The following is a 23,789-nucleotide window of genomic DNA, read 5'->3' as shown; positions in this document are numbered from 1 at the left end:
TAAACTTAAACTTGTAGAAATGATAAAATCTGTAAAAAATAGCTAATGACTTTAATGTTAAAAGTCACTAGCTATTTTTGTATTTAAAATGAAAAAGTCACACTAGCCCGAAACAAATTTTTGTGGAAGACGGCAATTAGTTGGCTAGTTTAACCATTTTTTTAATTTGTTCAGTTCCAAATTCCTGTTCAGTTTTTAGAAGTATTTCTGCACAAGCTACGCTATCTGCTAAAGCATTATGATGATTTTTTAAATCGATATTAAGTTCCTCAGAAACGGTATTGAGCTTGTGATTAGGAAATTGAGGATAGAACTTACGACTGGTCCTTAATGTATCAATTGTTAAATATTTAGGTGGCATAATTCCGTAGTTAGTTAAAGTGTTTTTTAAAACGCTATTGTCAAAACTAGCATTATGGGCTGCAACTAAATGACTGTTATCAAATAGCGGCCTGATATGGGGCCAAACTTGATCAAAAGTAGGGGCATCAGCTACATCCTGTGGCCTAATATGATGGATTTGAATATTTCTAGGACTGAAATATTTTTGGGGATTAATAAGTGTGTAAAAGCTGTCGATAATTTTACTATTGCGAACCAGTACTAAAGCTAAAGAACAAGCACTAGTTCTACTACCATTAGCAGTTTCAAAGTCCATGGAAACAAAATTCATTGATTATTCTCCTTTAGTATTTAAATCTAATTCAATCGGACAGTGATCAGATCCATAAATGTCATTCAAGATGTCAGCATTTTTGATTAGGCTTTGACCATTGTTGGAAACAACAAAGTAATCAATTCGCCAGCCAGCATTATTTTTACGAGCATTGAAGCGATAACTCCACCAAGAGTATTTAATTTCATCGGGATGAAGCATTCTGAAACTGTCAATAAACCCACTGTTTAATAACTCTGTAAATTTTTCACGTTCCTGATCAGAAAAACCAGGATTTTTATGATTGGTTTGAGGATTTTTTAGATCGATTTCTTCATGAGCAACATTGAGATCTCCACAAAGAATAACTGGTTTATCAGTAGATAATTCTATCATATAATTTCTTAAAGCATCGTCATAACGCATCCGAAAATCGATTCGTTTTAACTTGGGCTGGGAATTAGGGGTGTAGCTATTTATTAAATAAAAGTCAGGATATTCAAGCGTTATAGTTCGTCCTTCGTCATCAAATTCATCAATGCCTAAACCCTCAGTAATTTTTATTGGTTCTTTTTTAGTAAAGATTGCTGTTCCAGAATATCCTTTTTTCTTAGCATAAAAGAAATATTGCTGATATCCAGGTAGATCAAGGCCAATTTGACCCTCTTGTAATTTGGTTTCTTGAATACTGAAAATATCAGCATCTAAATTGTTAAAGGTTTCAACGAAATCCTTTTTTACAACGGCCCGAAGACCATTAACGTTCCAAGATATAAGCTTCATACAATCACCTCGTCACAATTATATCATTATTGGTATAACAGTTAGTTCGTTATGTATCTGACTATGTGATAAAATTAAACATAAGTCTTAGTTGCACAAAGGATGATGAATATTGAAGTTTCCAGTTGAAAAATTACCTAATATTGAATTTAAATTAAATGAACCTCTTAGTAAATATACATTCACTAAGACCGGTGGTCCTGCTGATATTTTGGCCTTTCCTAAGAGTCGCGAGGAATTAGTGAAAATTGTCGATACTGCTAGGGTCAATAAAGTACCCATTACGATTATTGGCAATGCCAGTAATTTGATCATTAAAGATGGCGGTATTCGCGGAATTGTAATTATTTTGCCAAACCTTCACAAAGTAGAAGTTTCAGAAACAAAGGTTACTGCTGAAGCTGGAGCCACAATTATTAACACGACAATTGCTGCTCAAAAAGCTGGCTTAACTGGAATTGAATTTGCTGCTGGAATACCCGGTAGTGTTGGTGGAGCTGTCTTTATGAACGCTGGTGCTTATGGTGGCGAGATTGAAGATGTCTTTGAGTCGGCTGAAGTGCTATTACCTGATGGACAAATCGTTACATTAACTCATGATGATATGAACTTTAGTTACCGTCACAGCACGGTTCAAGATGATGGTGGTATCGTTATAAGCGCTACATTTGCTTTAAAGCGTGGCAATAAAGAAATGATTCAAGAAGAAATGGATCGTTTAAATGAATTAAGACGCTCTAAGCAACCACTCGAATATCCTTCATGTGGTAGTGTCTTTAAGCGACCAAAGGGACATTTTACGGGTCCTTTGATCATTAAAGCCGGATTGCAAGGTAAGATCATAGGTGGAGCCCAAGTTTCAATGAAACATGCTGGCTTTATTGTTAATATCAAGCATGCTACGGCAACTGATTATTTGAATTTGATTCATCTTATTCAAAAGACTATTAAAGAAAAATTTGATGTCGAACTTCAGACTGAGGTTCGCATTATTGGTGAAGAAAAAAAATAAAAGAATGGTAGGTGTTGTCCGTGGAAATAATTGAATCAATTATTTTGATTCTTTCACTTTTAATTATTGCCAATATTGTCAGTCATTACTTTGTATCGATTCCGCCAAGTTTGTTGCAAATTGCAGCTGGTATTTTGGCGGCCTTGATTATTCATGTCAAAATTTATGTCGATACGGACTGGTTTTTATTAGCATTTATTGCACCAATTTTGTTTAATGATGGAAATAATTTTCCAAAACGAGAACTTTGGAAATTAAAGGGTCCTATTTTAGGCAACGCAATTGTCTTAGTTATTATTTCGACTCTAGTTGGTGGTGTCTTTGTTAAGTTCTTAATCCCAAGGTTGCCATGGGCTACTGCTTTCACATTAGTGGCTGTTTTGTCGCCGACCGATCCTATTGCGGTTCAGTCTATTGCTAAAAAAGCTCATATTCCAGATAAGTTGATGCATTTGATCAGTGGTGAAAGTTTGATCAATGATGCTTCAGGATTGATTTGTTTTAAGTATGGTGTAGCTGCAACGGTTACAGGAGCATTTTCGCTACAAAATGCTACGATTGATTTTTTCCATATTTCAATTGTTGGAGCTTTAGTTGGAGCCGCTATGATTTGGATTTTTAACGGTGTCCGATTATATCTAATTAACCAAGGTGTTGACGATTCGATTTTACATGCCATAATTCAGATTATTATTCCATTTATTATATATTACGTGGCTGAAGATGTATTTGATGTTTCTGGTATTGTAGCGGTTGTTATTGCCGGAATCTTAAATATTTCCTCTAATCATAACATGAATGCCTTTACGCCTGAAATTCGGTTAATTACTTCTAGAACATGGGATTTAGTAGTTTATATTTTAAATGGGATTGTTTTTGTCCTCTTAGGAATTGAAATTCCGTTTGCGATGCAAGAATTGATTCACAACGATAATATCAATACATTTTTCGCAACTGTTTTAGCATTTTTAATCTGGATTATGTTAGTAGTAATTCGGTTCTTGTGGAGTTATATCTATTCAACATTTTCTAATAATGCTGATGGAAAAATCATGTTGTGGTCAAAGACTAGATTATATGATTGTTTAATGTCAGGTATTTCCGGAGTTCGTGGCGCCGTTACAATGGTTGGTGTTTTATCGCTCCCAATGACAATTAAGGGTGGTTCGCCATTTCCATCACGAACATTATTATTATTTGTTGCTAGTGCTGTAATTATCTTCAGTTTGTTGGGGGCTACTTTCTTAATCCCTCTATTAACTAAGAACAGCGCACCAGTTGCTTATCGTGGTAATACTTTCAGTTCTACAGCGGATGATTTAGATGATGATGATACTGAAGAGACAGCACCAGTTGAGTTGACTCAAATTGAGGCTAATCGTCTTATTCTTGATAAAACTGTAAAGAAGTTGCGTAATGAAATGGACGATGGAGATACTTCAGTCTATTCATCTGTAATTGCTGAATATTTATATGATTTAAGAAATTTGGGTATTCGTGGCAATAATCAACGAGTCGTGACGCATCAGATCAGCAAGCGACGAGTTAAAGGCAAAAAGGATGCTGAACTTTGGGATATTTGTTTCAATTGTGAATTAGAAGCAATTGATGAATTATATGATAACCATGAAATTTCCGATGAATCATATGATTTAGCAACCAGAAAAATTGCTAAGTATAAGAAAGAAATTGTCCATCGTCGTTATAATACAACCGTGGAATTTTTTATTAGTTATTTTAGAAGAAGTTATTTACAAATTAAACGTTGGATCTATCGATCAGTTAAATACGATGATATTAAACAGATCAATCAAGACTCAATTAAGATTTCAATTGCAGGAGCTAAGAGTGCTTTAGCTAAATTGCAAGAATTGAATCAATCGGATAGCGATGAAATTGATGACAATTTGATTTATATTTTCCAACGTCATTATGAGGATCGATTAGAATTGCTACAGGGCAAATATCGTGGCCGCTCGCCGCAATTTAACAGTGATCGAATGGCCTTGGAGGTAAAGGCTTTAAGTTATCAACGAGCTTTTGTTCAAGATATGTTAGAACAAGGTAAAATCAGTAAATCTACTGCCAATGAATTAAGACAAAATATTAATTATAGTGAAGAAGTTATAAACATAGGAGTGGAATAAAACACTAATATGATGAACTTTTATAATTTTTATTGTTTGTTATAATTAGTTCGAGCTGCTAAGGAGTTAAAAAAATGAATTTTATACCAAGCAATATTTTTACATGGCAGAATCTGGCTAACTTGGTTGATATCCTGGTAGTCTGGTATTTTTTGTATAAAGTTCTGTCAATGTTACGAGGAACTAAAGCAGTACAGCTTTTAAAAGGAATCGTAGTAATTTTTGGTATAAAGATAATTAGTTGGGCCTTAAATTTACATACGGTTTCTTTCTTAATGGATCAACTGATCAACTGGGGGATTATTGTAATTGTCATAATCTTTCAGCCAGAAATCCGGCGAGGGTTGGAACATTTAGGACGTATGCCTTTGTTTAGTTCAACTAGCAATGAAGAGGGTAAAACCAAAAACCATCTGATTGAGAGTTTGGATCAAGCAATTCAATATATGAGTAAACGTCGAATCGGTGCTTTAATAACTTTGGAAATGAATACTGGTTTGGAAGAGTACGTCGAAACCGGAATTGATTTGGATGCCGAAGTTACAGGTGCCTTGCTGATTAATATATTTATTCCGAATACGCCTTTGCATGATGGGGCAGTTATTGTTCGAAATAATCGTATTTCAGTAGCGGCTGCCTATTTGCCACTTTCTGAAAGCAATACGATTCCTAAGGAATTGGGAACACGTCACCGGGCTGCTGTCGGTATTAGTGAAGTTACAGATGCTATTACAATTGTAGTTTCAGAGGAAACTGGTGGAGTAATGATAACGAGAAACGGTCATATGATGTTGGATCTTTCTCGTGAAGATTACCTGAAATACCTTCACGCTCAGCTAAAGGATCAAAATGACAATGCTAATCATTCGATTTTAGATTTCTTTAGAATTGGTCGTCGAAAGAAGGAGGACCAAAATGAAAAAGATAATTAATAGTAATTATTTTTATGCATTTATTGCCCTCTGTTGTGCTTTGTGGCTGTTTTTCTTTGTTAGTACGCCAGGAGTTGGTTCGACCAGAGATTCTAATCAGTCGAATACTTCTACAGTTACTAAAAGAACCACATTAACTGTACCTTTACAGTTACAGGCTGATGTTGATAAATATTATATTACTGGCTATCCTCAAAACGTTAAAGTGACGATTGAGGGTCCTTCAGCCTTGGTCACAGCTACAAAAAATACACAGAACTTTAATCTCTACTTAAATCTAAAGGATTTATCTATTGGACAACATCGTGTTCAAATAAAGGAATCGGGTTTAAATAGCGAATTGACTTATAATATTAAACCAAAGTATGTCACTGTTAACATTCAAAGACGTGAGACCAAACGCTTTGCTGTTGATGTAGATTATAATAAAGAATCATTAGCTACAGGTTATGAGGCAGGAACTACCGAAGTATCTCCTGATACTGTGACAGTTACTGGTGCTGATTCTGAAATTGAAAAAATTAGTAAGGTTGTTGTTAAACCAATCTTGCCTAAGGGAATTAAATCGACCTTTGATCAAGAAGTTTTAGTGCAAGCACTCGATAAAAATGGTAAAACTGTTAATGTTACATTGAATCCGCAGACAGTTCATGTCAAAATTCCAATTACTATTCAAAGTAAGCAAGTAAGCATCAATTTGAAGCAAAAAGGGGATTCTAATAATACGAATTTTACTTTTGAATCAGATGTAAAGAATATCAAAGTCTTTGGGACACAATCGCAGATTAGTGCCATTGGCGATTCAGTAGATATTCCAATTGATGTCTCAGATGTAACAAGTAATACTAAGAAATCAATTGACTTGGGTAGTGCTTTAGGAAATAAAGTGGCTTTTACTGATCCGGAGACGATCAATGTCACAATTAATACAGGATCAACAACATCTAGTACTAATTCTTCAAGCAATAGTACTAACAGTACTAATACGAATAATAGTAGTACTGACAACTCAAATTCTTCGAATACAAATTCGACGGAATCTAATAATAGCGAACAATAATACGCTGGGGGTAAGTTTTTCATGACAAAATATTTTGGAACAGACGGAGTAAGAGGTATTGCAAATAAAGAATTGAGTCCGGAACTGGCATTTAAGCTAGGTCGTTTTGGCGGCTACGTTCTAACGCAACATTCAGAAAATAATGATGCACGTCCACGTGTTTTAGTGGCTAGAGATACACGTATTTCTGGTCAAATGTTGCAATCAAGTTTGATATCTGGACTACTTTCTGTAGGTATCGAGGTGTTGGATCTTGATGTTATTACAACTCCAGCTGTAGCATATTTGATACGTGCTGTTTCAGCTGATGCCGGGATCATGATTTCAGCATCCCATAATCCTGCTGAAGATAACGGAATCAAATTCTTTGGTTCAGATGGTTACAAATTGCCTGATGACGTTGAAGAAGAGATTGAAGAGTTATTGGATGCTAAAGAAGATACTTTGCCAAGACCATCAGCAGAAGGTTTAGGTAGTGTTTCTGATAATCCAGAAGGTGCTCAAAAGTATCTACAATTTTTGAAACAAACTTTATCAGAGGATTTGAGTGGTCTAAAGATTGTCTTAGATACAGCTAATGGATCAACAAGTCGTCTAGCAAGTACTTTATTTGCAGATTTAGGCGTTGATTTTGAAATCATGGCATCACATCCAGATGGTATCAATATCAACAAAAATGTTGGTTCAACACATCCAGAAGAATTAGCTAAACGTGTAAAAGAATCAGATGCTGTAGCTGGATTAGCTTTTGATGGCGATGGCGATCGTTGTATTGCTGTTGACGCTGATGGCAATATTATCGATGGCGATAAAATTATGTTTATCCTTGGTAAATATTTGCATGATGGTGGCCGTTTAAAGAAGGATACTATTGTTACAACTGTTATGAGTAATATGGGTCTATACAAAGCAATTGAAGCTAATGGTATGAAGTCTGTTCAAACTGCTGTCGGTGACCGACACGTTGTTGAAGAAATTCGTAAGAATAACTACAATATCGGTGGTGAACAATCAGGACACGTTGTTTTATATGAATATATGAATACTGGTGATGGTATGCTTACAGGTATCCATTTGCTTCATGTAATGAAAGAAACTGGTAAGACATTAGCTGAGTTAGGTGCACCTGTTAAGGTTTATCCACAAAAATTAGTTAATGTACCGGTAGCTGATAAAAACTCATGGGATAAGCATCAACCAATTCTTGATGTTATTAAAACTGTTGAGGATGAAATGGATGGGGATGGCCGCGTATTGGTACGTCCTAGTGGTACTCAAGCTTTATTGCGTGTTATGTGTGAAGCTCCAACTGAAGAAAAAGTTAGCGAGTATTGTGACCAAATCGTTGAAGTTGTAAAAAACGAATTAAACTAATCTAGTAAATTAGCTAATAAAGTAACACTTTAAATAATAAAAAAGTCTAGTATGACGATCAGTAAAATGGTCATTATACTAGACTTTTTTTATGGAAGAAATTATGTTTGGATTTTTTTAACTGAGTTGAAAGAGCAGAAATTTTAAAAGTTATATAATTTTTCTTATGGTATGTATACCATATTGACTATATCGGTATGTACAAACCGTACCAATTATTAAAAATATAAAAGTTTTCTTGACAAAAAAGCACTCTATTAGTATCCTAGTCATTGTCGCAAGATGATAAAGTTAATTCGAATGAACTATACCATTTAAATAAATTAAACTAGACCAATTAAGAAAGGCTTGAATGCTATGTGTGGAATTGTTGGAGTAATTGGAAATAATAAAACTACTGATATTTTATTAAACGGATTGGAAAAACTTGAATACCGTGGTTATGATTCAGCTGGTATCTATGTCAATAATCAAAATGGAAAAGACTTTTTGGTTAAAGAAGTTGGTAAAATTAGTAAGCTAGAAGATGCTGTTACCAAAGATGTTCAAGGAACAGCAGGAATCGGCCATACAAGATGGGCTACACATGGTAAGCCAACGATTGAAAATGCTCATCCTCATTTTTCTGAAGATAATCGTTTTTACTTAGTTCACAATGGTGTTATCACTAATTTTGAAGAATTGAAAAATAAGTACCTTCAAGATGTTGATTTTAAGAGCCAAACTGATACTGAAGTGGCAGTTCAATTAGTTGATCACTTTGCTAAAACAGGTTTAGATGGCGAAGCTTCTTTTAGAAAGGCTTTAGGTTTGATCAAAGGATCATATGCTTTTGCCATGATGGATAAAGAGCAGCCAGATCGTATTTTTGTTGCTAAAAATAAGAGTCCTTTGCTAATTGGATTGGGTGATGGTTTTAATGTTATTTGTTCAGATGCAATGGCAATGTTAGATCAAACTCATGAATTTGTTGAAATTCATGATGGCGAAGTAGTTATCTTAAAGAAGGGTTCAGTTGCTATCAGTAAGATTGATGGCACTCCAGTTACAAGAGATTCATATACAGTTAACTTGGATGCTAACGATATCTCTAAGGGCACTTACGAACACTACATGCTCAAGGAAGTTGACGAACAACCTAATGTTATGAGAAAAATCTCTCAACATTATATTGGAACTGATGGCAAGTTGAATGTTGAATCTGCCTTGCTTGATGAACTAAAGAAAGCTGATCGTTTGTATATTGTTGCTGCCGGGACAAGTTATCACGCCGGTTTAGTTGGTAAGAATATTTTTGAAAAAGTGGCTGATATTCCAGTTGATGTTGAACTGGGTAGTGAATTTGGCTATCATATGCCAAAACTTTCGCAGCATCCATTCTTTATCTTCTTATCACAAAGTGGCGAGACAGCTGACAGTCGCCAAGTATTAGTTAAAGTAAATGAAATGAATTTGCCAAGTTTGACAATGACTAATGTTCCAAACTCAACTCTTTCTAGAGAAGCTACTTTTACAATGGAATTGTTAGCTGGACCTGAAATTGCGGTTGCCTCAACGAAAGCCTATACAGCTCAAATCGCAGTTGAAGCAGTTTTGGCTAAAGCTCTTGGAGAAGCTAAGGGTGTAGAAGATGCTAAAGACTTTGATGTTAAGAAGCAATTGGCTTTGGCTGCTAATGGAATCCAAACTATTGTTGATGAAAAAGAAAAGATTAAGGCACTTACTGCTGATTATTTAACTGATCAAACGGATGCCTTCTATATTGGCCGTGGAATTGACTACGCTTTGTCATTGGAAGCTGCTTTGAAATTGAAAGAAATCTCATATATTCATGCGGAAGGTTTTGCTGCTGGTGAATTAAAGCATGGAACCATTGCTTTGATTGAAAAGAATACTCCGGTTTTTGCCTATATAAATGATGGTGTTGGTGCCAGTCATACTCGTGGCAATATTCAGGAAGTAGAAGCACGTGGAGCACATGTATTAGTGATTGCTAGTCAAAAGTACTCTGAAGCTGGAGATCAGATTATTATTCCAGAAATTGATGAATTAATTTCCCCAATCATCAGTGTTGTTCCTGCACAATTGATTGCTTACTATGCAAGTTTGGCTCGTGGAAATGATGTTGATAAACCACGTAATCTTGCCAAAAGTGTTACGGTAGAGTAACCTACACTAAAGTAGTACTTAATTGATAGTCTCTATATAAATGATAGAGACTATTTTTTTATTACAAAAAATATAGATTGGTGGTTTTATGAATAAAAAATTAAATTTGTTCTCGACAGTTATGTTTGGGTTAAGTGCCATTATTGGCTCTGGGTGGATGTTTGGTTCCAGTCAGGCGGCTCAAATAGCCGGTCCAGCGGCAATTCTAGCTTGGGTCCTAGGAGCAATTTTAGTAGCAATGATAGCGATGGTTTATGTTGAAATAGGAACGATGTTTCCTGAAGATGGGGCGATGAGTCGTTTCACGATGTATACGCATGGTTCGCTTTTGGGACATATTTTCTCTTGGGCTAACTGGTTATCGTTATTAGCAATTTTACCAATTGAAGCTGTTGCTTCGACTCAATATATGAGTACGTGGCCATGGAAATGGTCCTATTGGATGCACAGTTTTATGAAAAATGGTCAATTGACTTTTAATGGAATTATGATGGCAACAGTCTTGCTTTTAATCTTTACTTTGATAAATTATTGGTCAGTTGCAATTATGGCGAAGTTCAATAACTTTATTTCAGTATTTAAGTTAATCGTACCCGTTATAACGATGATTGTTTTAGTAGCAGCGCACTTTGATATTACTAATATGGGAACTAGTTTCCATGAGTTCATGCCTTATGGCTCAGCTTCAATTTTTGTGGCTATTGGTAGTGCCGGAATTATTTATTCCTACGTAGCCTTTCAAACAATAATCAATTTGGGTAATGATATTTTGAAACCTTCTGTTAATATTCGCCGAGGGATTATCCTTTCACTTTTTATCAGTGCTTTGATTTATATATCTTTGCAGGTAGTCTTTATTGGTGCTTTACCTAAATCGATTGTTAGTGGTGGCTGGTCGCAAATTAATTTCAACTCGCCATTTGCTAATTTAGCAATTTTATTGAATATTTATTGGCTATCGACTTTGATTTATTTTACGGCGTTTATTTCGCCAATTGGTAGCGGAATTGCCTTTTCTGCCTCAGCAAGTAAATCATTGTCCTCAATGCCTAAGAACAAACATTTACCTAAGTGGTTGAGTAATACTAATAATTCTTATAACACGCCACGTTTGGCATTGTTAGTGGACTTTTTCGTTAGTATCATTTTGATTACTTTGTTTAAAAATTGGTCATTGCTTTCTCGAGTAGTGGCAGCCTCAACGTTAATTTCATTATTATCAGGCCCAGTAGTCGCTGGCAGTCTGAGAAAAATGGGACCTGATTTTAAAAGACCAACAAAGATCAAGGGGATGAAATTTCTGGCACCAGTAGTCTTTGATCTGATCAGTTTGGCTATTTATTGGTCCATGTTTCCCACGACGGTTGAGGTTATTATTATAATCATCATCGGTTTGCCAATTTATTTTGTCTATGATTTTCGACGTGGATTTAAAGAATTTAAACAAAAGTTCTATGCCAGTTTATGGCTCATTGTGCATTTGTTTGGTTTAGCAATTATCTCCTGGATTGGAAGCAATGAATTTGGTGGAATTAATTTGGTTAAGTATCCAATCGATTTCATTGTTATATTGTTGTTCTCAACTGCTATGTACTATTGGGCAATCAATTCTTCATATCATTCTGGATATTTTGATGATGCTAGAAAGTTAAATTCGACTGTAAAGTGGGATGAAGCTAATGAGTGATATTTTAAAACGTAAAGAAAAATGGTTCTGGGGTTTAGTTGTTGCGATAGAAGCGGTTTTATTTTACAGTTCATCGATGACGTATAAACAACAGACATCAGTACCTTTTTTAGAAAAATATTTAAAAAATGAACCTTTTAAAAATAATATAAGCAATATTGGTTTTCACTATGGTGGAAAATATCAATCTCTGAAAAATGATGGCTATTATCATTTTGTAGAGTTTTTTGTTAGAAAAGGCGCACATTTCAGTATTTATTTATTGTTAGGTGTTTGTCTTTGCTTGGCACTTTATTCTTATTTCAAAGGCAACAACTTTTTAAGAATGTTTATTCCGTGGTTAGTTACTACTGGATTAGCAGCCTTTGATGAGTTTCATCAAGGATTGACTGGCGGGAGAACGCCATTAGTTGACGATGTGATTTTGGATAGTGCTGGTGCTTTGACGGGTATTATAATTTTAATGTCGGTTTTATATGTTATTAATCATTTTCGAAAGCATAACAAAAAATCGTTATAGATATTTTATCTGTAGCCTAAATAGCGCTCTGATGACTGAATGTAAAAAAGTCATTAGGGCGCTATTTGTGTTTCCAAAATTAATAAATACATGAATGAAATGTATATCTCTTTTTCTTAAATAATTATCGATAAAGTTGTAAGATTTGAATCAAGATAATCAATTATGTTTAAACATGATTATTTTAGATAAAGGGATGGTTTTATTATGACAAATAAAAAAATGATTGATCGTAAAGAGTTATTATTAGCAACTGGTGCTGCAGTATTAGGAGTTGGAACGACTTTTTTTGGTCATCAAATGTCCGTTCAGGCCGCTGAAAATACAGGTACCACAACATCTACTTCTGTAAATACTTCAACGAATAGTGAGACGGCTACTGTCGATACAAATGCTAATTCTAAATCGGATCCCGTTTCAACTAAAACGGAGACATCACCTGTAACAGTTGACAATAAGACCGTTGCTAAACCAGCTACTTCATCTAATTTAGTTAACAGTCCTGTGACTGTAGTTCCTGCAGTAATTCAGACAACTACAGTCACGACAGGTGATTCAGCGACTACACAGCCAGTATCAACAACTACGCCAATTATTCAACCAATAGGTCCTTCCTCAAATGTTAATTCAGGGACTGAATCAACACAAAAAGTTCCTACAGTAACTACTGTAGCATCGATATCGACTCCTGCTTTGAAACCTTTAGATACAACAGTGGTTAAAATAAGTTCAAACAGCGGCTACACTGATGCCAATGATTTTACTTGGAGTACAGACGATACAGATAATGAGGCTGCTTTAACAGGAAGTACAGCTAGTTTGACTGACAATACGATCAGTATCCCTACGACAATAACGGTAACGCCTAATGGTACAACTACTGGAAAAGACTATGCGGTCACGAGTATTGGTGATAATGCCTTTTTAGGTAACAAAACAATTACTAGCGTCAAAATAAATAATGGTATTACCAATATAGGGAACAGTGCTTTTGCTTATTCAAAAGTGCAAAACTTAGATTTGACTAATAATACAACACTCCAAAATATTGGAAATTTGGCTTTTGTCAGCGATCAAATAAAACAAGTCGATTTGCCTGATTCGGTAGAAAACATTGGGGACAATGCTTTTACATATAATAGTGCTTTACAGACAATTGTGTTGCCTCAAAATTTAAAATCATTAGGGAAAGAAAGCTTTGCCGTTAATAATGGTCTGAAAAGTGTTGATTTTTCTAAGGACAGTAATTTATTGAATGTTGGCGACCAAGCCTTTTCTAGTGATCAAAGTTTGACTAGTATTGATTTAAGCCATAATAACCAGTTACAAACGCTTGGACAAGGAGCATTTATTTATGATTCTAATTTAAGCGATGTCAAGTTACCTGACAGTTTAAAAACAATTGACGACCAAGCTTTTTTATCTAATGTAGGATTGAAATCTATTAAATTTGGTAAAGGATTAACAACTATCGGAAAACAAGCTTTTACCTATGATGAAAATCTTAATTATATTGATTTATCAGCTGCTCAAAGTCTTAATTTAATTGATGACGATGCTTTTGAATACAGTGGCTTAACAGGAAATTTAAGTTTACCTGATAGTGTAACAACGATAGGAAAACGTTCATTTGCTGGAGATCACTTGACTAGTTTGAATTTGGGCACTAACTTGCAGACTATAGGCGCCTCGGCCTTTGCATACAACCAATTAAAGAATGTTTTGACATTGCCAGATACAATCACTACCGTTGGGCAGGAAGCTTTTATCAGTAATCAATTGACAGGGGTAACTAGTAATACGGTGGGAATTAATTTGGGATCGGATGCCTTTTCATATAATCGTATTACCGAGATTCTCTTGCCAAAGGTTACTTTGGGTAAAAGCGTATATAATATTAATCCAGCTACTCAGCAATTGGCTGCAATCTTTACTGATTCTGCACATACAAGTATTTCGGATTACTTTAATATAAATATCGGTGGAATTACTGAAAAAAATATGGAAATTTATGATCCTAGTAATGGCGTAACATACCAAAATGGTGTTTTTACGATACCAGCAGGTGTAAAAAGCTTTAATTTTGGTTGGAGCTTAAGTCCAATGTTGCCGGGTGATGCTGGATATAGCGGAATATATGATGTTGTTTTGGATGATCCCAATATCAAAGTCATTAATACTAGTATTCCGACAGGAACTAGTTGGAGTTTCAGTGACAACTTTATTAGCGCTACTACACCTGATGGTATAGACGTACCTTTGGCTAAGATGACAGTGGCGATCATTGATCCGAGTGGAAAAGCTGTGGAAACAATTGATACGACGCAAATTGGAAATTATCAAGTAACTTATAGCTATGGTAACGAAAAAAATACCGTAATAGTTACGGTATATAAAAGAAATGGCGTTGTCGGAATAAGTGGTACTCAGACAACGACATATAATGGACAGAGTCAGGCTCTTGATGTTAGTCATTATCAAATTATTCTTTCAGATGGAACGATTTATCAATTACAGGCAGGAGATTTAGCTTTGACCGATGAAGCTAAAAATGCAGGAAGTTATGGTGTTACTTTAACTACTCAAGGATTGGATAATATTGAGAAAGTTGGTCAGGATAATTTGTACAGCTGGAGAACAGATAGTGGTACAGCCAGTTTTGTTATCAACAAGGCCCCAGTAATTATTCAAGCTAACGATGCAACGAAAATATCTGGTCAGACTGATCCACAGTTGAGTGCGGCAGTTACATTGCCATCTGATTTAGTAAATGGCGATCCTGTAATTTATACGATTACTCGTCAAACTGGAGAAGCAGTAGGTAATTATCCAGTTATTATTTTATTTGACGCAACTAAAAATCCTAATTACCAAATTCAAGTAGAAAATGGGACATTTAAAATTACTCCTAATCATCAGACTATTAATGGATCTGATTACACGATGTACATAGGCGATCCAATGCCAACAGCTACTGACTTTAAAGCGAGTGCAACTGACGATAATGGACAAGAATTGCCAGTTATGATTGATTTAAGTCAAGCTAAGTTAGATCAAGTCGGTGTATATCCAGTTAAATTAAGTACTACAGATGCTCAGACAAAGAATATTCAATTAACGGTTTTGAATAGGAGCAGTGGTGGTTCCAGCAGTACTAACGGTATGGCGGCAAACCCACCCCAAGATGATCAATCAGTTGAGCCTACTGTACCTGAAACCCCAGTTGAACCTAGCGAACCAGAAAAAGTTCAACCTAGTGAGCCTGAGGTTTTAAAGCCGACAACGTCAACTCCATCAGATAGTGAAAAAGGACAAGTAACTCAAAAAACATCATTTTCTAACAATAAAATTCCAGTTAATTATCCAAGCAGACAAATTATTATAAGTGGAGAAATTTATTATGTACCTAATGAGAATAAGCTGGTCGGTCAAATTGTTAAGCCGAAAGCTACTTCACAAGTAGATGAGCTTACGGGTGATCAAAACGTTAATGATCCGAATGTATTGCCACAAATGAGTAATGAAAAAGGTACCTTTGAATCGGTAATTGGTTGGATAATTGGTTTATTAACTTTGTTAGGAATAGATTTAAAGAAGCATCGCAAGATATAAAGAATAAGATCAAAAGAAACAAAACATCGTTCAATTCTTGAACAATAAGGAAGTCCTATATGGCGATTATCAAAGATAGTTGCTGTATAGGCTTTTTTTATATATTAAAAATGTTTATAACTGGTAAAATAAAATCTCAAAATGTGAATCAATATAAATATTATAATAAATTATAATGTTATTACTGTGTAAAAAAAGGGGTTTTAAGGTGTCGAATAAAAATTTTTTTGACCGTAAAGAATTGTTACTCGCTACTGGTGCAGCAATGACATTAGGAATAGGTGCTACTTTAGCCCATCAAACACTCACGGTTCAGGCCACAACCGTCAGTGATGCGACAGCTAATAACAGTAGTGAAGATGTTGGCACTCAGAACAACAATAATACCAATAAATCTGGTACTGAGGATGAAACAACTAATGGGAATGAAACAGATCTAAAAAATACTACAAATAATGATGTATCAGTTGATGCAAAAACAGGATCAACTGTAAACGATACGACTAATAGTGAATCTAGCGATTCAATTCAAAATTCTAATGAAAATCAAATTAGTTCATTGTCTGAACAGACAGGATCTATACCTTCTTCAGATAACTCTAGTAAAGCGGTGAGTAGTTCCGTCATTACAGTGAATCCAGCAGTTGAGAATATAGCAGCTAATGATACTTATACAGATGCCGATAAATTCACTTGGTCAGTTGATGACACGACTACTGAAGCGACGGTAACTGGTTTAAATTCTGATGAAAATATTGCTCTTAATATTCCTCCGACTGTCACTTTAAAGAACAGTAATAATGAGGATAAAACTTATAACGTTACAACTATAGGAAGCAATGCTTTTGTTGGCAAAAAGAATTTTACGAGTGTTCAAATAAATGACGGAATTACTACTATTGGCGATGGTGTTTTTGCTTATACTAATTTAACTGATTTAAATTTAACCAATAATACAACTTTGAAGACAATAGGCGATTTGGCTTTTACTAGTGATCAAATAAAAGATTTAAATTTGCCGGATTCTGTGACTGATATTGGCAAAAATGCATTTGAATACAATAATGCTTTGGAAAATCTGGTTTTACCAAAATCATTAGAGAATATTGGTGATTTAGCTTTTGCTATGGATGGAAATATTAAAACAATTGATTTTTCTCAAGCAACTAATTTGAAGATCATTGGTTCAGAAGCATTTGAAGGCAATACATCATTGCAAAAGGTTGATTTAAGCAATAATAATCAGCTTGAGCATATTAACAATGGAGCATTTATTTATAATTCCAAAGTTGAAAGTGTAATGTTACCTGATAGTTTAAAAACAATTGGCGATCAGGCATTTTTATCTAATATAGCGTTAACTGCTATTAGTTTTGGGACCAATTTAACTTCAATCGGAAAAATGGCTTTTACTTATGATAGTAAATTAGCAAGGGCTGACTTTTCTCAAGCAGTCAATTTAAACTCAATTGATGACGGTGCCTTTGAATATGCTGGATTAACAGGTAATTTAATGTTACCTGATAGTTTAAAAACAATTGGTGATTTGACTTTTGCTGGCAATCAACTAACTAGTGTTGATTTGGGTAGCAATATTCAAAAAATAGGAACATCAGCTTTTGTTTACAATAAATTAGATAGTTTGGCCAGTGCTACTTCAAATGATATAAGTGTTGGTGCGAATGCATTTTCATATAATCGTATAACTAAAATTGCAATGCCTAATGTTGATTCAAGTAATAAGAATTTTGATTTGAATTCAGCAGTACAACAATTGGCAGTTATTTTTACGGATACCGAACATAATCATATTTCAAATTATTTTTCGATTAATATTGGCGGCACGACTGAAAAGAATATGAATATAAGCAATTTGACTAATGGTGTTACTTATAGCAATGGTGTTTTTACAATCCCAGTGGGTGTGACAAGTTTTAATTTTGATTGGTCATTATCAGCAGAAAATGTTTCTGACAAAGGTTATGCAGGAACTTATGATGTTGTTTTAGATGACCCAAGTATTAGAGTTTTTGATACTAAAATTCCTGCCGGAAGTAAATGGAATAAGAGCGATAACTTTATCAGCGCCATTACTACCGATGGACAACAAAAGGATCTAAGCGATTTGACTGTATCAATCGTTGACGCTAATGGTAATACTGTGAATGAAATTGATACTACTAATGGGGTAAGTAGTTATCAAGTTACTTATAGTTACGGTAATGAGAGTGAGACAGCAAATGTTTATGTTTATAAAATTGACGCCATCGTTGATATAATCGGTACTGATTCAAAAACTTATAATGGACAGCAGCAGAATTTCGATCTAAATAAATATCAAGCCATTCTTTCTAATAAATCTACCTATACATTAAAAGATGGAGATCTGAAATTAGTCGAAGATGCTACTAATGTAGGAACGTATAAAATTGTTTTGACGAATCAAGGAAAAGCTAATATAGAGGCAAGTAATCCTCTTTATAATTGGAATATTATCAATAGTTCAGCAGACTTGGCAATTAATAAAGCTCCTGTGATTATTAAAGTAAATGATGTGACTAAAATTATTGGACAAGATGATCCAACATTTAGTGCAGCTGTGACAATGCCCGACGGTTTAGCTAATGATATTGTCTATGAGTTGATTCGTAAAGATGGTGAAAGCATTGGCGATTATCCAATTGATGTCTCCTATGATTCCGACAAGTATCCTAATTATGATATTAAAGTGGAAAGTGGAACACTAAAAATTAGTGATAATTTACGTTCAATTACGGGTTCTAATTACACTATGCATGTAGGTGATCCAACTCCGACGGCAGCTGATTTTAAAGCTTCAGCAACTGATGAGAATGGTCAACCTTTAGATATATCAGTTGATTTAAGTCAAGCCATTCTAGATGCTCCTGGTAAGTATCAAGTAAGATTATTTACGACTGATGGTCAGGGGAAAATGGTTAGTTTAAATGTTCTGGCTAAAGATAATACTGGAGCTGGTGGTGGTACAGATCCAACGGACCCAACAGATCCAACGGACCCAACAGATTCAACGGACCCAATCGAATCCAAAGACTCTGATAAAAATAATTCTTCTAATGATGTTGTCTATTATGTTCCCAATGAAAAGCGACCTTCTGGTCAATTGGTAATTTCTAAAGCCGATAATACAACAGCAATTTTTGAACAAAGTGGGACGAAAACTTTGCCTCAAACTGGTAATGATTCTGATAAATTGAGTAAAGTTTTAGGCGCTATAATCATAATAATGACGCTGGGTGTAATCGATATCAGGAAAAATCGTTCTCAGAATTAAAAAATGGTCCTTTTATCGTTTTATTTGCTCGTGAAATATTGAAATAACGGTATTACTTTGATAAAATAATATGCGGTTTACAATATTTGTGAAAGAAGGAAACAGAAATGTCAGGACATTCAAAATGGCATAACATCCAAGGTAGAAAAGGTGCCCAAGATGCCAAGCGTGGTAAAATTTTCCAAAAGCTGTCTCGTGAGTTATTCATGGCAGCTAAATCGGGTGGTGCCGATCCGGACGATAATGCTGCCCTTCGTTTAATAGTAGATAAAGCTCGTGCAGCCAATATGCCAAAAGACAACATCAAACGTGCTCTTAAAAAGGCTGAGGGTGGCAGTGAAGAACATTATGATGAAGTTACATACGAAGGCTATGCTCCAGGTGGAGTTGCAGTTTTAGTTAAAACTTTAACAGATAACAAGAACAGAACTGCTTCCGCCGTACGTGTTGCATTTACTCGTAACGGAGGAAGTATGGGTTCTAGTGGTTCAGTTGCTTACATGTTTGATCGTAAGGGATATATCGTTTTGGACCGTACAAAGAATTCTCAAGATGAGGATACAGTTTTGATGGATATCATGGACTTAGGTGCTGATGATCTACAAACATCAGACGATGCTTATGAAATCTATACCGAGGCAAAAGAATTTGCTGCTGTTCGCGATGGACTAATCGAAAAAGGTTATGAACTTGCCGATTCAGAATTGACAATGATTCCTCAAAACACAACTCCAGTTCCCGAAGAAAAGAAGGAACAATTTGAACACATGATCGACCAATTGGAAGATGATGAAGATGTTTCAGAAGTTTATACAGCTGCCGCTGATAATGACGACAACGAATAAATTTTAAATAATTAAGACTGTAAACAATTATGTTTACAGCCTTTTTTTTTCGTAATTTTTTTTGAAGGGAGGAATTACAATGACAGCAGAAACGATGGTTAATAATCTTTTGACAGAAGCATGTACCAATAAAATATCTGATATTTATTTTTTACCTAAAGCTAATTCTTATCATTTAGAAGCACAAAATTCGATTCAAAATTATACGGTAGCTGATTTAACGATTGATGAAACTTTAGCAATGATGAATTATTTGAAATTTAATTCAGGACTAGATGTCTCTGAACGTCGCCGGTCGCAAAAAGGTTCATTCAATTTTATATATCAGAATAATAATATTTTTATTCGAATTTCGTCAGTAGGTGATTTTAAAAATCGTGAGTCAATGGTGGTGAGATTGATCTATCCACAAGAATTAAATACGCCAATTTCTGAAGATATAATAGAAAATTTTTTACCGATGGCTCAATTGAAAGGAATGATGATTTTTGCTGGACCAATGGGTTCAGGGAAAACTTCGTTAATGTATGCTTTAGGCAGGCAGTTAAGCTGGAATAAAAAAGTTATGTGCATCGAAGATCCAATTGAAATTGTTGAGGATAACTTTTTACAGTTGCAAGTAAATGATGATGCTGGGATGACTTATGAGGAATTGATCAAGACTAGTTTAAGGCATCGTCCAGAAGTTTTGATCATAGGTGAGATTCGGGATGGTCAAACGGCTAAACAGGCTATTCAAGCAGCATTATGTGGCTATACGGTTATGACAACGATTCATGGTAAATCAAAATATTCAGTAATTCAGCGATTACAGCAATTTGGCGTGGATCAAGAGGAGATAGTTAATGCCGTCAATTGTATTTCTTATCAACGTTTGATTCCCATGAGAAATGAATTACAAATGTTTGTTGATACGATTAATAACACAGAAATAAAAAATTTTATTCAAGAGAATATTACAGATAATAATTGGCAACTAAAGCTTCAAAAATTTTATCAAACAGGTCAAATAGATGACAAAACATACCAAGAGTTTGCACAAGGATAAGAAACTGAAATCTGCACAGCAGGCTGAGTATTTGTTACTGATTAGTAAACTTTTACGAAATGGTTTTTCACTAAGTCAATCAATAAAATGTTTACGTTTACTTAATACTCAAACTTCAGTCTTTGATAAGATTCATCATGATTTAAAGATTGGAAAAATGATTTCACAAGCTTTAAGTCATTTAGATTTACCAGCGGTCATTTTTAACCAATTAGCAATTGCACAAGAACACGGTAAAATGGCTCTGGCATTGCAACAAACTGGGCTCTTATTACAAAGCCAGGCTAAACAAAAAAATAAATTAAAGGAATTACTGATTTATCCGTGCTTTATTTTAACTTTCTTAGTCACTATGTTAGTAGGTATGAAAGTTTATATTGTGCCTCAATTAGAGTTGAGCAGTGGAAAAAACAATATTGATATTTTTTTAGAGTTAATTTTATTAATTCTAATTTTAATGGGCTGCGGTGGAATTTTTTTGATAATTAAAATCAAACAAAAAGATGAATATCAGCGAGCATTATTTCTTGTGAAATTACCGCTAGTGGGTCAAATATATTTGAGCTTCTATCAGTTTTTGATTTTACAAGGTGTTGGAATGCAAATGGCAAGCGGTATGAATTTATATGACATTTGTGAATCTAACAAACGCTTTCAAAAGGATTCAATCCATGCGCATTTAGCAACTAAGTTTATTAATGGTTTAGTTAACGGTAAGAATATTCTGGAGTTGATTGACGAAGACTTTTTATTGCCCAATCAATTAAAAGTTATTTTGCAAGCTGGTGAAAGTGGAGCACAGCTAGCACAAGATTTATTGTTAATGGCGGAATTGAAGTTTGAAGAAACACAACGGAATTTGAAAAAAATTTTGAATTTAGTGCAACCGATTTTGTTTGGAGTAATCGCTATTGTAATAGTTGTTACTTACCTAATTGTTTTATTACCAATTTACGGAATGATGAAAGGAATGTCGTAATGAAAAAAATTCACAAGGCTTTTACTTTAATTGAGATGGTAATTGTACTTTTTATTATTTCACTGTTGTTACTAATTATGATCCCTAATTTGGTGGCTCAAAAAAATCATGCTGAAGATAGATCCCAAGAAGCATTTATTACAACCATCAAAACTCAGAAGGAACTATATTCTGATAACGAAGGAAAAATACCTTCATTGGGTGAATTAGAAAAAGAAAAATATATAACTCAAAAACAATATGAAAAAGCTCAAAAAATTGATGAACTAAAATGAAAAAACACCAAGCTTTTACACTTTTAGAAACAATGATTTCTTTAGGAATAGTTTGTAGTTTATTGATAATTTCTTTATATAACCTCAAAGGTTATCAAGCACATGTAGAAGAACAGCAGTCTCTAATTTGGTTTAAAGACTCTTTTAAAAATGCTTTTAATTATTGTTATTTGAATAAAAGGTCAGGCTCATTATTTCTGAATCAGGACGATAATAAGATCACGTTTGATTTAGATGGAAAAAATGGAAAAAGAAAAATTTATCAAAAAAAATTGCCGACTTTTATGTCTATAGTGTCTGCATCAGCAACAGGTTATCGAATTTCTTCCAATGGTCAAGGTGCGCCCGTTACGATAATTTTCAAATCAACTCTTACTAAGAAAAAATATATTTATAAAATTCAGATGGGGTGGGGCGAAATAAATGAAATTAAAACATAAAGGCTTTGTTTTAGTTGAATCATTGACTTCATTAGCCATCTCATTGTTAATAATTTTTATGTTAACTTATTGTGTCAGTGAACAATTTAAGTTGCTGGATGGATGGGAACAACGAGTGAATGCTCATAAAGTAATTCTTTTGCATCTTAGTAATCCTAATTTGCCTGCAATTATGACTATAAAAGGACAAAAGTATTATTTTCAACAGACTAAAAATAATTATCAAGTCAGTGTGAGGAATAATGTCTATCAAGTGGAAATCAAAACATAGCGGCTTTACGTTGTACGAATCGGTCATTGCTTTAATGGTTACAGTTATGACTTTAGGAGTTTTGCAGCAATCGTTGCAAATATTGAAAACTGTTCAAAATACAACTTTTCGGGATCAATTAAGATGGCATATCACTCAAGAAAAATTGCAAACAATTTTAAAGGACAATCAGATCAAATTAGTAACCGATGACAAGGTCGTCTATTTCGATCGACAGAAAAAGAAATCGATGGTTATTGAAAAATATCCGGCGGGAAGATTATTTATGTTGCGGCTAACTACTTCAACTAATGGAGGGCATGAACCAATCATGATGAACTTAAATAAAATTTCAATTGAAAAAAATCGAAATTTGGTTATCATTACAACAGAGAATCATCTTGGTCAAAAGTCAGAAATGTATTTGAGCAATGATGTTTAAATTATCAAAAAAAGGTCAAAAACATAGCGGAACTGTTATGGTAAATAGTATATTAATATTAGTGGTTTCAATTATGGTCGTAGGTTATAGCAATGCTTATTTAAGCGAGCAAATCAATGATTATCGACAATTGGATAATTTTTATAAGCAACAAATCAAGAAAAAAATTAATAAAAGTAATAAAATAAACTATTGTGAATCTAGGAATCCTTGAATAAAATCGGTTCCAACGTTAAAATTTTATTA

General features: G+C 34.3%; 19 protein-coding genes. 17 read left to right on the top strand and 2 right to left on the bottom strand.

Annotated elements, in window-relative coordinates; translation table 11 throughout:
* Positions 1-136: 136 nt before the first annotated feature.
* Both FD26_RS01170 and FD26_RS01165 read right to left on the bottom strand, forming a co-directional pair.
* Positions 137-673 (bottom strand): 3'-5' exonuclease, encoded by a 537-nt coding sequence (locus FD26_RS01170; protein WP_057866624.1) that lies wholly within the window; start codon positions 671-673, stop codon positions 137-139.
* 3 nt (positions 674-676) lie between these two features.
* Positions 677-1,438 carry an exodeoxyribonuclease III gene (locus FD26_RS01165; protein WP_057866623.1) on the bottom strand — a complete coding sequence of 254 codons (762 nt, stop codon included), beginning with the start codon at positions 1,436-1,438 and terminating at the stop codon, positions 677-679.
* Between the two features lie 112 nt (positions 1,439-1,550).
* Between FD26_RS01165 and murB the strand changes: the two genes are divergently transcribed.
* From murB to FD26_RS01080, 17 genes are all read left to right on the top strand, one after another.
* Positions 1,551-2,450, top strand: a complete 900-nt coding sequence (gene murB, locus FD26_RS01160; RefSeq protein WP_057866622.1) for a UDP-N-acetylmuramate dehydrogenase — start codon at positions 1,551-1,553, stop codon at positions 2,448-2,450.
* A 20-nt stretch (positions 2,451-2,470) separates the two neighbouring features.
* On the top strand, positions 2,471-4,597 hold the full coding sequence (locus tag FD26_RS01155) for a cation:proton antiporter (protein ID WP_057866621.1): 2,127 nt from the start codon (positions 2,471-2,473) through the stop codon (positions 4,595-4,597).
* A 74-nt stretch (positions 4,598-4,671) separates the two neighbouring features.
* Positions 4,672-5,529 carry a diadenylate cyclase CdaA gene (cdaA, locus tag FD26_RS01150; RefSeq protein ID WP_057866620.1) on the top strand — a complete coding sequence of 286 codons (858 nt, stop codon included), beginning with the start codon at positions 4,672-4,674 and terminating at the stop codon, positions 5,527-5,529.
* Positions 5,513-6,589 (top strand): CdaR family protein, encoded by a 1,077-nt coding sequence (locus FD26_RS01145; RefSeq protein ID WP_057866619.1) that lies wholly within the window; start codon positions 5,513-5,515, stop codon positions 6,587-6,589. Before cdaA ends, FD26_RS01145 begins: the two co-directional genes overlap by 17 nt.
* Before the next feature lie 21 nt (positions 6,590-6,610).
* Complete coding sequence (gene glmM / locus FD26_RS01140) at positions 6,611-7,963, top strand: phosphoglucosamine mutase (protein WP_057866618.1); 1,353 nt, start codon at positions 6,611-6,613, stop codon at positions 7,961-7,963.
* A gap of 357 nt (positions 7,964-8,320) precedes the next feature.
* A complete protein-coding gene (gene glmS, locus FD26_RS01135) occupies positions 8,321-10,132 on the top strand; it encodes a glutamine--fructose-6-phosphate transaminase (isomerizing) (protein ID WP_057866617.1) in 1,812 nt (603 codons plus the stop codon).
* Between the two features lie 88 nt (positions 10,133-10,220).
* Positions 10,221-11,819, top strand: coding sequence for an APC family permease (locus tag FD26_RS01130; RefSeq protein ID WP_057866616.1), 1,599 nt, complete (start codon positions 10,221-10,223; stop codon positions 11,817-11,819).
* Between the two features lies 1 nt (position 11,820).
* Positions 11,821-12,339: a VanZ family protein gene (locus tag FD26_RS01125; protein WP_103429347.1), complete on the top strand. Its 519-nt coding sequence runs from the start codon at positions 11,821-11,823 to the stop codon at positions 12,337-12,339.
* A 207-nt stretch (positions 12,340-12,546) separates the two neighbouring features.
* Complete coding sequence (locus tag FD26_RS01120; protein ID WP_057866614.1) at positions 12,547-15,951, top strand: leucine-rich repeat protein; 3,405 nt, start codon at positions 12,547-12,549, stop codon at positions 15,949-15,951.
* A gap of 208 nt (positions 15,952-16,159) precedes the next feature.
* Entirely contained in the window at positions 16,160-19,264 is a 3,105-nt protein-coding gene (locus tag FD26_RS01115; RefSeq protein ID WP_057866613.1) for a leucine-rich repeat protein, read from the top strand.
* Between the two features lie 107 nt (positions 19,265-19,371).
* Complete coding sequence (locus FD26_RS01110) at positions 19,372-20,109, top strand: YebC/PmpR family DNA-binding transcriptional regulator (RefSeq protein WP_057866612.1); 738 nt, start codon at positions 19,372-19,374, stop codon at positions 20,107-20,109.
* A 79-nt stretch (positions 20,110-20,188) separates the two neighbouring features.
* Positions 20,189-21,157 (top strand): competence type IV pilus ATPase ComGA, encoded by a 969-nt coding sequence (comGA, locus tag FD26_RS01105; RefSeq protein WP_057866611.1) that lies wholly within the window; start codon positions 20,189-20,191, stop codon positions 21,155-21,157.
* Positions 21,123-22,136, top strand: a complete 1,014-nt coding sequence (locus tag FD26_RS01100; protein ID WP_057866610.1) for a type II secretion system F family protein — start codon at positions 21,123-21,125, stop codon at positions 22,134-22,136. Before comGA ends, FD26_RS01100 begins: the two co-directional genes overlap by 35 nt.
* A complete protein-coding gene (comGC, locus tag FD26_RS01095) occupies positions 22,136-22,411 on the top strand; it encodes a competence type IV pilus major pilin ComGC (RefSeq protein ID WP_057866609.1) in 276 nt (91 codons plus the stop codon). The genes FD26_RS01100 and comGC overlap by 1 nt, the downstream gene beginning before the upstream one ends.
* Positions 22,408-22,851, top strand: coding sequence for a type II secretion system protein (locus FD26_RS01090; protein ID WP_057866608.1), 444 nt, complete (start codon positions 22,408-22,410; stop codon positions 22,849-22,851). The genes comGC and FD26_RS01090 overlap by 4 nt, the downstream gene beginning before the upstream one ends.
* Positions 22,835-23,122: a hypothetical protein gene (locus FD26_RS01085; RefSeq protein WP_057866607.1), complete on the top strand. Its 288-nt coding sequence runs from the start codon at positions 22,835-22,837 to the stop codon at positions 23,120-23,122. Before FD26_RS01090 ends, FD26_RS01085 begins: the two co-directional genes overlap by 17 nt.
* Positions 23,094-23,543, top strand: a complete 450-nt coding sequence (locus FD26_RS01080) for a competence type IV pilus minor pilin ComGF (RefSeq protein WP_057866606.1) — start codon at positions 23,094-23,096, stop codon at positions 23,541-23,543. The genes FD26_RS01085 and FD26_RS01080 overlap by 29 nt, the downstream gene beginning before the upstream one ends.
* Positions 23,544-23,789: the final 246 nt, after the last annotated feature.

Origin of the sequence: Companilactobacillus crustorum JCM 15951 (genome assembly GCF_001434585.1) — a bacterium.
Taxonomy (GTDB): Bacteria; Bacillota; Bacilli; order Lactobacillales; family Lactobacillaceae; genus Companilactobacillus; species Companilactobacillus crustorum.
This window is presented reverse-complemented; position numbering and strand designations above follow the sequence as displayed.

What these genes read in the sequence shown, in the direction of transcription:
- FD26_RS01170 (WP_057866624.1), bottom strand. Translation starts at nt 673, where the DNA reads ATGAATTTTGTTTCCATGGACTTTGAAACTGCTAATGGTAGTAGAACT.
- FD26_RS01165 (WP_057866623.1), bottom strand. Translation starts at nt 1,438, where the DNA reads ATGAAGCTTATATCTTGGAACGTTAATGGTCTTCGGGCCGTTGTAAAA.
- cdaA (WP_057866620.1), top strand. Translation starts at nt 4,672, where the DNA reads ATGAATTTTATACCAAGCAATATTTTTACATGGCAGAATCTGGCTAAC.
- FD26_RS01145 (WP_057866619.1), top strand. Translation starts at nt 5,513, where the DNA reads ATGAAAAAGATAATTAATAGTAATTATTTTTATGCATTTATTGCCCTC.
- glmM (WP_057866618.1), top strand. Translation starts at nt 6,611, where the DNA reads ATGACAAAATATTTTGGAACAGACGGAGTAAGAGGTATTGCAAATAAA.
- glmS (WP_057866617.1), top strand. Translation starts at nt 8,321, where the DNA reads ATGTGTGGAATTGTTGGAGTAATTGGAAATAATAAAACTACTGATATT.
- FD26_RS01130 (WP_057866616.1), top strand. Translation starts at nt 10,221, where the DNA reads ATGAATAAAAAATTAAATTTGTTCTCGACAGTTATGTTTGGGTTAAGT.
- FD26_RS01120 (WP_057866614.1), top strand. Translation starts at nt 12,547, where the DNA reads ATGACAAATAAAAAAATGATTGATCGTAAAGAGTTATTATTAGCAACT.
- FD26_RS01110 (WP_057866612.1), top strand. Translation starts at nt 19,372, where the DNA reads ATGTCAGGACATTCAAAATGGCATAACATCCAAGGTAGAAAAGGTGCC.
- comGA (WP_057866611.1), top strand. Translation starts at nt 20,189, where the DNA reads ATGACAGCAGAAACGATGGTTAATAATCTTTTGACAGAAGCATGTACC.
- FD26_RS01100 (WP_057866610.1), top strand. Translation starts at nt 21,123, where the DNA reads ATGACAAAACATACCAAGAGTTTGCACAAGGATAAGAAACTGAAATCT.
- comGC (WP_057866609.1), top strand. Translation starts at nt 22,136, where the DNA reads ATGAAAAAAATTCACAAGGCTTTTACTTTAATTGAGATGGTAATTGTA.
- FD26_RS01090 (WP_057866608.1), top strand. Translation starts at nt 22,408, where the DNA reads ATGAAAAAACACCAAGCTTTTACACTTTTAGAAACAATGATTTCTTTA.
- FD26_RS01085 (WP_057866607.1), top strand. Translation starts at nt 22,835, where the DNA reads ATGAAATTAAAACATAAAGGCTTTGTTTTAGTTGAATCATTGACTTCA.
- FD26_RS01080 (WP_057866606.1), top strand. Translation starts at nt 23,094, where the DNA reads ATGTCTATCAAGTGGAAATCAAAACATAGCGGCTTTACGTTGTACGAA.